Below are 9,971 nucleotides of genomic sequence, written 5' to 3' on the forward strand. Positions count from 1 at the left end.
GTGCTGACCTCCGGTGCAGCGACCTCGACCGCTGGCGCCTCTGCCACGACTGGCGCGGCCTCTGGTGCCGTCGGCTGCGCTTCGGCCGTCAGATCGGCCTCGCCGCCCTTGGCCTCACCCTCCGCACCATTCTCGCGGCGCCGACGGCGGCCACGACGATTGCGACGGCGGCGACCGCCTTCGCCTTCCGCGGTCGCCTCGGCATCGTCCGGCTCGGAAGTGCCAGCCGCGTCTTCGTCGGCGTTGACCGTTTCAACGACCTCGTCCTCGCCCTCGCCTTCGTCCTCTTCGCTGACGTCAGCGTTGGAGGCCGGCGTGGCGCCTGCCTCGCCATTGGCGCGACCGCGCCGACCACGACGGCGCCGCCGCTTGCGACCGCCCTCACGGCCGTCGTCTCCACGCGACTCTTCGGCGCGGGGCGCTTCCTCGTCGGCGGCTTCCTCCTCTTCCTCCTCCTCGATCTCCTCGGGGAAGTCCTCCTCGATTTCCTCGAGCGGCGGAGCAAACTTGGGCGCATAGGCCGGCGGCGGACCGGAGGCCTCGACCGACATGCGCGCGCCTTCCTGCTCGCCGTCCGGCAGGATCTCGACCGTCACGCCATAGCGATCCTCGATCTCGGCGATGTCGGCGCGCTTGCGGTTCAGGACATAGAAGGCGGCTTCCTGACTGCAGCGCAAAGTCAGCAGCGAGCCGCGGCCGCGCGCGGCCTCATCCTCGATCAGCCGCAACGCGCTGAGGCCCGACGAGGAAGCGGTGCGGACGAAGCCCGAGCCCTCGCAATGCGGGCAGGGGCGCGTCGAGGCTTCAAGCACGCCGGTGCGCAGGCGCTGGCGGCTCATTTCCATAAGGCCGAACGACGAAATGCGGCCGACCTGGATGCGGGCGCGATCGTTCTTCAGCGCCTCCTTCATCGCCTTCTCGACCTTCCGGACATTGGAATTGTTGTCCATGTCGATGAAGTCGATGACGACGAGGCCGGCCATGTCGCGCAGGCGCAGCTGGCGGGCGATTTCCTGCGCCGCTTCCAGATTGGTCGCGGTCGCGGTCTGCTCGATATTGTGCTCGCGCGTCGAGCGGCCCGAGTTGATGTCGATCGAGACCAACGCCTCGGTCGGGTTGATGACGAGATAGCCGCCCGACTTCAGCTGCACCACGGGGTGGTACATCGCGGCGAGCTGGTCCTCGACATGGCTGCGCTGGAACAAGGGAATCGGATCGCTGTAATGCTTCACGCGCTTGGCGTGGCTGGGCATCAGCAGGCGCATGAAGTCCTTCGCCTGACGATAGCCCTCGTCGCCCTCGACGATCACCTCGTCGATATCCTTGTTGTAGATGTCGCGGATCGCGCGCTTGATGAGGTCGCTGTCGCCATAGATCAGCGCTGGTGCCGCACTGGTCAGCGTCTTGTCTCGAATGCCGTCCCACAGGCGGGCGAGATAATCGAAGTCGCGCTTGATCTCGGTGCGCGTGCGGCTGAGCCCCGCGGTGCGCACGATGCAGCCCATCGACGGCGGCAGTTCCATCTCCGCCATGATTGACTTCAGCCGCTTGCGATCGGCCGAATTGCTGATCTTGCGGCTGATCCCGCCGCCATGCGACGTGTTGGGCATCAGCACGCAATAACGGCCAGCGAGCGACAGATAGGTCGTCAGCGCCGCGCCCTTGTTGCCGCGCTCTTCCTTCACGACCTGCACCAGCAGCACCTGACGGCGGCGGATCACGTCCTGGATCTTGTAACGGCGGCGCAGGTTCATGCGGCGCTGGCGCAGCGCCTCGACCTGATCGTCGTTGATGCCCGATGCGGGCGAGGCGGGGCGATCGCCGTCCGCATCGCCTTCGCCCTCGTCGGCGGCATCGGCATCCGCGTCGCCGTCATCCTCCGCGAAGTCGGCGTCGTCGTCGGAACCGTCAAAATCGGCATCCTCCGCGGCCTCCTGCTCGGCGCGCAGCTTCGCTTCCTCGGCCGCATGCTCCGCTTCCTCGCGCAGCAGGGCCTCGCGATCCTCCTTGGGGATCTGGTAATAATCAGGGTGAATTTCCGAGAAGGCGAGGAAGCCGTGGCGATTGCCACCGTAGTCCACGAAGGCGGCCTGGAGCGACGGCTCCACGCGGGTCACCTTGGCAAGATAGATATTCCCCTTGAGCTGCTTGCGCTCGGCACTTTCGAAATCAAATTCCTCGATGCGATTTCCTTTGACGACGGCCACGCGGGTTTCCTCCCGGTGGCGTGCGTCGATCAGCATGCGCATGGTCATTATAAGGTCTCCGCGCGCGACTCGCGCCGCCGGGCGGCGGGGTCGCGCGATAAAAAGGCGCTGTCGGCCCATCTGGGGCGGACAAGCGGATGGTGATAAACGATGCCTTCGTCCGCTGCGCATGTCCGGGCGCTACGCCCTGGATCAGCCCCGCGCCCGCACCGCCGGCGAAAGCCGGTCGGAACTGCGGTGGGGGAATATGCGGCATGCGTACGTCAACCTGATTGCCCGCGCCGGCTCGATCGGCCGGTTGGGCGGTGGGTCGGGAGCGGGCGCAACGGCCCGCAATCCGATCAACATGGTGACTAGCAAGTCGTTTGTTATTGGGCAACCGGAACGTCCTTGCCGGCCGGTCGGCAAAAACATGCCGAACGTGCTATTAACCCCAATGCGCAACTGCGATTGAACCAGCAGGGGCGTAACCCGAGTTCCACAGGGAAAAAGGGTAGGGCGTAACATGGCTTTTCGCTGGACCAGCGGGCAGCCGGCGCGGCATGCGGGGCGCATGTCGATGCTGCTCGCAATATTGGCTGGCCTCACATTCGGCGCGCCTGGCTGGGCTGCGACGGTGCAGCGTGTGGACGTGCAGGAGGGGCGGATCACCATTCGCTTCGATGAAGCGGTGCGCGGCGCGTCCAGCTTCATCCTGAATGCGCCGCAACGGATCGCGATCGATATCGACGGGGCGGCTCCGGGGCGTGCCAGCGGCGGCGATGGTGCGGTCACTGCCGTCCGGCAGGGATGGCGCGGGGCGGATGGCGCGCGCGTGGTGCTGGATCTGGCGGAGCCGATGATCGTGTCGCGCGGCGAGTTCCAGGATGATGGGCGCACGCTGGAACTGTCCTTGCGCCAGGTGGACGGCCGCCGTTTCGCAGCGGCCAGCGCCGCATCGCCGTTAAGCTTTCTCCCGTTCGAATGGGGAAAGGCGAAGCCCAGGTACAAGGTGTCGATCCCCGTTCCGCCGGCACGCAAGAGCGTGCTGCCGCGGGTGCGCGGAGATGAAAGTCGCCCGCTGGTGGTGATCGATGCCGGCCACGGCGGTAACGATCCCGGCGCGATCAACCCGGAAACCGGCCTGCGCGAGAAGGACGTGACGCTGAAGATCGCCCGCGCGATCCGCGACGAGCTTCTCGAATCGGGGCGGGTGCGCGTGGCGCTCACTCGCGATGACGATCGCTACATCCTTCACCGTGAGCGGTTCGGCGTGGCGCGCCAGCTTGGCGCGGATCTGTTTATCTCCATCCACTGCGACAGCGCCGGCAACGTCGAGGCGTCGGGTGCCACAGCCTATACCCTGTCCGACATCGCCTCGGACAAGGAAGCGGCGCGCCTTGCCGCGCGCGAGAACAAGGCGGACATCATCGCCGGCGTGAACCTTGATGAAAGCGAGGACGTCTCGTCCATCCTGATCGACCTGACGCAGCGCGAGACGATGAACGCGTCCGCCGGCTTCGCCCGGCTGCTTGGCCGCGAGGCAAAGCCGCTCATTCCGGTGAAAGGCAACTTTCACCGCATGGCATCGCTGCTTGTCCTGAAGGCGCCGGACATGCCCTCGATCTTGTTCGAGACCGGCTATATCTCCAACGCCGAGGATGCGGCCTTTCTGGACAGCGAAGAAGGGCGGGAGCGGATCGCGCAAAGCGTGCGCCGGGCGGTGGACATTCACTTCGCCCGCCGCATGGCCCAAACCGCGTCCCGCTGAGGCCGCGACGGGCTGCGGCCGGCGCGCTTGTCGCCGGCCGGGCCGCGGGGTGCGCCGAATGATGGCGTGGCGGCATGGGCTTGATGTTGCCAGCCGCACGGGGGCTCCCTAAACACCGGCGTCGCGTATGGCGTCCTCTCCTCCTGAACCCATGAAGCCGCAACGGCGCCTCGGCAGCGTCGGCGAGCATCTGTCGCGGCTTTGGCGCCATTGGTGGGTAAAGGTGCTTGCCGTGCTGGCGGCGATCGGCCTCCTCATCCTGGGCGGTGGGTGGTTCTTCATCACGCGCGATCTGCCGTCGGTGGAGCAGTTGCGTACCTATGAGCCGCCGCTGCCCACCAACGTGCGTGGCATCGATGGTGCACCGGTTTATTCCTATGCGCGAGAACGTCGCGTCGAACTGTCTTTCGCGGAATATCCCAAGACGCTGGTGCAGGCGTTTCTCGCCGCGGAAGACAAGACCTTCTTCGAACATCACGGCGTGGACTATCCCGGCCTCGCGGGCGCCGTCATCGACTATGTATCGAAGCTCGGCAGCGGCCAGCGGGCCCGCGGCGGCTCCACCATCACGCAGCAGGTCGCCAAGAACCTGCTGATCGGCAACGCTTATTCGCCGACCCGCAAGATCAAGGAAGCGATCCTTGCCTGGCGGATCGAGGATACGCTGACCAAGCAGCAGATCCTGGAGCTTTACCTCAACCAGATCTTCCTGGGGCGGAATGCCTATGGCGTCGAGGCCGCGAGCCATGCCTATTTCGACAAGGAGCTGGACGAGCTGGCGCTGTCGCAAATGGCCTATCTCGCCATTCTGCCGAAAGGACCGGCGAACTACGATCCGTTCCGCGATACCGATCGCGCGCTGGAGCGGCGGAACTGGGCACTTGGCGAGATGGAGCGCAATGGCTTCATCACCGCGACCCAGCGGGACGAGGCGCGGGCGCAGCCGATCGGCGCCATCATCCGGCGCGTGCCCAAATTCGAGCGCGTCGGCGGCTATTTCGTCGAGGAGGTCCGCCGCGAACTGATCGATCGCTTCGGCGAAACCGCGCGGGACAGTGCCAACAGCGTCTATTCCGGTGGTCTGTGGGTGCGCACCTCGCTGGATCGGCGCGTGCAGACCGCGGCGGCCGAGGCGCTGCGCGACGGTTTGCTGCGTTACGATCGCGGACGCGGCTTTGCGGGACCGCTGCGCCACGTCGAGATCGAGGACGATCGCTGGCAGGTCGCGCTGCTTAACACCAACATCAATCTTGACCATGCTGATTGGCGAGCGGCCATCGTGATCTCGCGCGATGGCGGCGACGCGCAGATCGGCTTTGCGAACGGCGATCAGGGCGTTCTGCCGCAATCGGCCGCGCAGATGCCGGTACGCGGCGGCAGCACGCCGGCCTTCAACAGCCTGAAGCCAGGCGATGTGATTGCGGTCGCGCCATCCGGCAGCCGTTTCGCCCTGCGGTCCGTGCCCAAGATCTCCGGCGGGTTCGTGGTGCAGGAGCCGGAGTCCGGCCGCATCCTCGCGATGCAGGGCGGCTTCGACGCCTCGCTCCAGTCGTTCAACCGCGCGACTCAGGCGATGCGCCAGCCGGGCTCGACCATCAAGCCGATCGTCTATGCCGCCGCGCTGGAACACGGCATGACGCCCGCCTCGATCATCGTCGACGGGCCCTTCTGCGTCGACCAGGGGCCGCGCCTCGGGCAGAAGTGCTTCCGCAACTTCGCCAATTCGCGCGGCGCCGGGCCGCACACCATGCGCTGGGGCGTGGAGCAGTCGCGCAACCTGATGACGGTGCGCGCCGCCGCGCAGACCGGCATGGCAAACGTTGTTCGCCTGATGAAGGCGATGGAGATCGGGGATTATGAACCCTACCTCTCCTACGCCCTGGGTGCCGGTGAGACGACGGTGATGAAGATGGTCAACGCTTATGGCGTGCTGGCCAATCAGGGGCGCTGGCATGCCCCGACGCTGATCGATTATGTCCAGAACCGTCGCGGCCAGGTGATCTGGCCGGAAAACTGGCGTGCCTGCGATCGGTGCAACATGCCCGATTGGGACGGAAAGGCGATGCCCCGCCCAGTTCGTCGTGGGCGCCAGGTCCTTGATGCCATGTCCGCCTATCAGATGGTCCATATCGCGGAGGGCGTGATCCAGCGTGGCACCGCCACGGTGCTGCGCGATCTGAACCGGCCAATGTTCGGCAAGACCGGCACCAACTCGGGGCCCAAGGACGTGTGGTTCATCGGCGGCACGCCGCAAATGGTGGCCGGTGTCTACATCGGATATGATTCGCCGGTGAACCTGGGCGGTTACGCGCAGGGCGGCACGCTGGCCGCGCCGATCTTCAAGCAATGGGCGGCAAAGGCCTATGAGGGCATGGATCCGCTGCCGTTCCGCGCGCCTGCCGGCATCCGCATGGTGCGGGTCGACCGGGGAAGCGGCCGGCCGGTGTTCGGCACCTTCCCGAACGACAATGATCCGAAGCCCGCGGTGATCTGGGAAGCGTTCAAGCCACAGGCGGAGGCGCGCCGCGCGCCGCGCCGACCCACCGCACAGCCGAGCGCCGTCCCCACGGCCGCAGGCACCAGGACGCAGGCGAGCGACAGCGACTTCCTGCAGCGCGAAGGCGGTATCTATTGATCGGCAGGCGGCGGCATTGTCCTGCCGCCGTTCTGGTCCTAAGTCCGCCAGCCAAATACCGTCATGCCAGCCTTGGCTGGAGCCGTCCGGCCAGGCAGCGATGCCCCGGCCCTTCGTGCCTCCAGGTTGCTGAAATGACGCGAGAAGTGGAGAAAGAAGATGCGCGCCGAAGCGCAGGCTCATGTGGATACGATCAACGAGGCGCTCGCGCTGCTTCGGCGCAGCCTCGACTGGGATCGTGCGCTGCGGCGGCTCGATGAACTCAATGCGCGGGTCGAGGATCCGACGCTGTGGAACGATCCCAAGGCGGCGCAGGAGGTGATGCGCGAGCGCCGCCGTCTGGATGAGGCGATCACCGCCACGCGCACCATCGAGCGCGAGTTGAGCGACACGGCCGAATTGATCGAGATGGCCGAAGCCGAGGGCGACGAGGAAATGGCCTCGGACGGCACCAAGGCGCTCGCCGAGCTCGCCGAACGCGCGCAGAAGGACAAGGTGAAGGCGCTGCTGTCCGGCGAGGCGGACGCGAACGACACCTATGTCGAGATCAATGCCGGCGCCGGTGGTACCGAAAGCCAGGACTGGGCCGAGATGCTTCAGCGCATGTACACGCGCTGGGCCGAGCGGCATGGCTATAAGGTCGAACTGGTCGACTATCACTCGGGCGAGCAGGCGGGGATCAAGTCTGCCACCCTGCTGGTGAAGGGCGAGAACGCTTATGGCTATGCCAAGGTCGAGAGCGGCGTCCACCGTCTCGTCCGCATCAGCCCATATGATAGCTCGGCGCGCCGCCACACCAGCTTTTCCAGCGTGTGGGTCTATCCGGTGATCGACGATTCGATCGACATCGAAATCAACGACAGCGAGCTGCGCATCGACACCTATCGTGCGTCGGGCGCGGGTGGGCAGCACATCAACACGACCGATTCGGCGGTGCGCATCACCCACTTGCCCACCGGGATCGTGGTGGCGTGCCAGAACCAGCGGTCGCAGCACAAGAACAAGGCAGAGGCGTACAATCAGCTGCGCGCGCGCCTGTACGAGCATGAGCTGCGCAAGCGCGAGGAAGAGGCGAACACGATCAACGCCGCCAAGACCGATATCGGCTGGGGCCACCAGATCCGTTCCTATGTGCTGCAGCCGTACCAGCTGGTGAAGGACCTGCGCACCGGCACCACCTCGACCTCGCCGGGCGACGTGCTCGATGGCGACCTCGACGATTTCATGGCTGCTGCGCTGGCACAGCGCGTGACCGGCGAAGCGGTCGACGTGGAGGATGTCGACTGAGGATGGGCGGCGCTCGATCGCATTTCTGTGCCGGACGGCAGCCGACGGTGATCCGCGGCGCGGCTGCTTCCGGCGCGCGGCGGGGACGGGCCATCGCGCGCTCCATCACCGCCGCCGCGCTCCTGTTGCTGGGGGCGGCGTGTGAAGGCGGGGAGCCGCTGCTCAAGGACGAGCCGCAGGAGCCGGGGCCGTTCCCCGAGGCCTATCGCCCGGTCGCCAACATTGTTTCCTCGCGCTGGTCCAACGAGGAGGCGCGCGATCGGCTGAACGAAGCGGGCACGGTGATGGCGCGCGCAGCGATCGAGCCCGGCATGACGGTGGCCGATATCGGCGCCGGCGAGGGCTATTACACCATGCGCCTTGCCCAGAAGGTCGGCAAGGAAGGGCGCGTGCTGGCGCAGGATGTGATGCCGGCCGTTCGCGATGCTCTCGCCGAACGCGTGGCGCGTGGCCGGCTGGATAACGTGAGCGTGAAGTTGGGGGCGCCTTCCGATCCGAAGCTACCGGAGGCGAGCTTCGATCGTATCTTCATGGTGCACATGTATCATGAGATCGAGGAGCCTTATGAGTTCCTGTGGCGGATGCGTCCCGCGCTTCGCCCGAACGGGCAGGTGGTGGTGGTCGATGCGGATCGCTCCACGGCCAATCACGGCACACCGCCAACCCTGCTCCGCTGCGAATTCGCGGCTGTCGGCTATCAGCTGGTGACGATGACGCCGATGCCGTCTGCCGGCGGATATTTCGCGACCTTCCGGGCGGTCGGGCCCCGACCGGAGCCGGCAGCTATCCGCCCCTGCGGCATGAACCAGTCACAGCAGCCCGCGCGCCCGAAAGCTGACAACGGAATCGCCGGCCAGCACGAGATGGTCGACCAGCCGTATCCCTAAGCTGTCGAGCGCCGCCGCCACCCGGCGCGTGGTGCGCAGGTCCTCCGGCGAAGGCTCTGCATCTCCGGACGGGTGATTGTGCGCCATCACGATGGCACGAGAATCATGCGCCATCGCCACTGCCACGATGGTGCGCAGCGGCACGTCGACCGACGAGGCCTTGCTCGAGAGGATGTGGTGCAGCCCCAGCGTGCTCCCGCGCTCGTCGAGAAAGACGAACGCGATCGATTCGGTCACTGCGCGTGCCATCGCGGCCAGATGCCCGCGGATTGCCGGATCGAAACACTGCATGGTTACGGGTTCGTTGCCTCCGATCGGCGGCGCAAGGCATCCGCGCCGTAACGGATCGGGTCACGATGGCTTGGCGGTCGCGCGGGCCGGCTGTAGCGTCCGATCGATGCGGCAATATCTTGATCTCATGGAACGTGTGCTCGATTCGGGCGCGCAGCAGATGGATCGCACCGGCACCGGGACGCTCAGCGTGTTCGGTCACCAGATGCGGTTCGACCTGGCGCAAGGCTTCCCGGCGCTGACCACGAAGAAGCTGCATCTGCGCTCGATCATCGTGGAGCTTCTGTGGTTTCTGCGCGGCGACACCAATGTGCGCTGGCTGCAGGATCGCAAGGTCAGCATCTGGGACGAATGGGCGGACGAGCAGGGCGATCTCGGCCCGGTCTATGGAAAGCAGTGGCGCGACTGGGTGGCGGCGGACGGCCGGCACATCGATCAGATCAAAGGGCTGGTCGGGGATATCCGCACCAATCCCGCCTCCCGTCGCCAGATCGTGACCGCGTGGAACCCCGGCGACCTGCACGCCATGGCGCTGGCGCCGTGCCATTGCCTGTTCCAGACCTATGTCGCGAACGGGCGACTGTCGCTTCAGCTCTATCAGCGCTCGGCCGATATCTTCCTTGGCGTGCCCTTCAACATCGCCAGCTACGCCTTGCTCACGCACATGCTGGCGCAGCAATGCGGGCTGGAGCCGGGCGAGTTCATCTGGACCGGGGGCGATTGCCACCTCTACGCCAATCACCTGGAGCAGGCGCGGCTTCAGCTTGGCCGGACGCCGGGGCCGCTGCCCCGCCTGGAGATCGTCCGCAAGCCGCCGTCGATCGATGCCTATGAGCTCGAGGATTTCGTGCTGCACGATTATTCCGCGCAGGCCCATATCAAGGCGCCTGTGGCGGTATGACCCGCTTGTTCAC

Annotated in this window: 7 protein-coding genes; 5 read left to right on the forward strand and 2 right to left on the reverse strand. The window is 66.2% G+C overall.

Going from position 1 to position 9,971, the window contains the following annotated elements; genetic code table 11:
* The coding region (locus AX702_RS16445; protein ID WP_231731899.1) for an Rne/Rng family ribonuclease at nucleotides 1-2,255 on the reverse strand (2,255 nt) is incomplete at its 3' end.
* 457 nt (nucleotides 2,256-2,712) lie between these two features.
* Between AX702_RS16445 and AX702_RS16450 the strand changes: the two genes are divergently transcribed.
* The 4 genes from AX702_RS16450 (at nucleotide 2,713) to AX702_RS16465 (ending at nucleotide 8,766) form a co-directional block, all read left to right on the forward strand.
* A complete protein-coding gene (locus tag AX702_RS16450) occupies nucleotides 2,713-3,957 on the forward strand; it encodes an N-acetylmuramoyl-L-alanine amidase (protein WP_066781356.1) in 1,245 nt (414 codons plus the stop codon).
* Nucleotides 3,958-4,084: 127 nt separating this feature from the next.
* The gene (locus AX702_RS16455; RefSeq protein ID WP_066781358.1) at nucleotides 4,085-6,592 is read left to right on the forward strand and encodes a transglycosylase domain-containing protein; all 2,508 of its coding nucleotides are present in this window, start codon (nucleotides 4,085-4,087) and stop codon (nucleotides 6,590-6,592) included.
* A gap of 159 nt (nucleotides 6,593-6,751) precedes the next feature.
* The gene (prfB, locus tag AX702_RS16460; RefSeq protein ID WP_066781360.1) at nucleotides 6,752-7,879 is read left to right on the forward strand and encodes a peptide chain release factor 2; all 1,128 of its coding nucleotides are present in this window, start codon (nucleotides 6,752-6,754) and stop codon (nucleotides 7,877-7,879) included.
* A gap of 47 nt (nucleotides 7,880-7,926) precedes the next feature.
* On the forward strand, nucleotides 7,927-8,766 hold the full coding sequence (locus AX702_RS16465) for a class I SAM-dependent methyltransferase (protein ID WP_443026307.1): 840 nt from the start codon (nucleotides 7,927-7,929) through the stop codon (nucleotides 8,764-8,766).
* Here AX702_RS16465 and AX702_RS21740 read toward each other — a convergent pair.
* The gene (locus AX702_RS21740; protein WP_082746325.1) at nucleotides 8,689-9,057 is read right to left on the reverse strand and encodes a JAB domain-containing protein; all 369 of its coding nucleotides are present in this window, start codon (nucleotides 9,055-9,057) and stop codon (nucleotides 8,689-8,691) included. The genes AX702_RS16465 and AX702_RS21740 overlap by 78 nt on opposite strands.
* A gap of 106 nt (nucleotides 9,058-9,163) precedes the next feature.
* Between AX702_RS21740 and AX702_RS16475 the strand changes: the two genes are divergently transcribed.
* Nucleotides 9,164-9,958 carry a thymidylate synthase gene (locus AX702_RS16475; protein WP_066781364.1) on the forward strand — a complete coding sequence of 265 codons (795 nt, stop codon included), beginning with the start codon at nucleotides 9,164-9,166 and terminating at the stop codon, nucleotides 9,956-9,958.
* The last annotated feature ends 13 nt before the right edge of the window (nucleotides 9,959-9,971 follow it).

The organism is Sphingomonas sp. CCH5-D11 (genome assembly GCF_001557395.1).
Lineage (GTDB): Bacteria > Pseudomonadota > Alphaproteobacteria > Sphingomonadales > Sphingomonadaceae > Sphingomonas.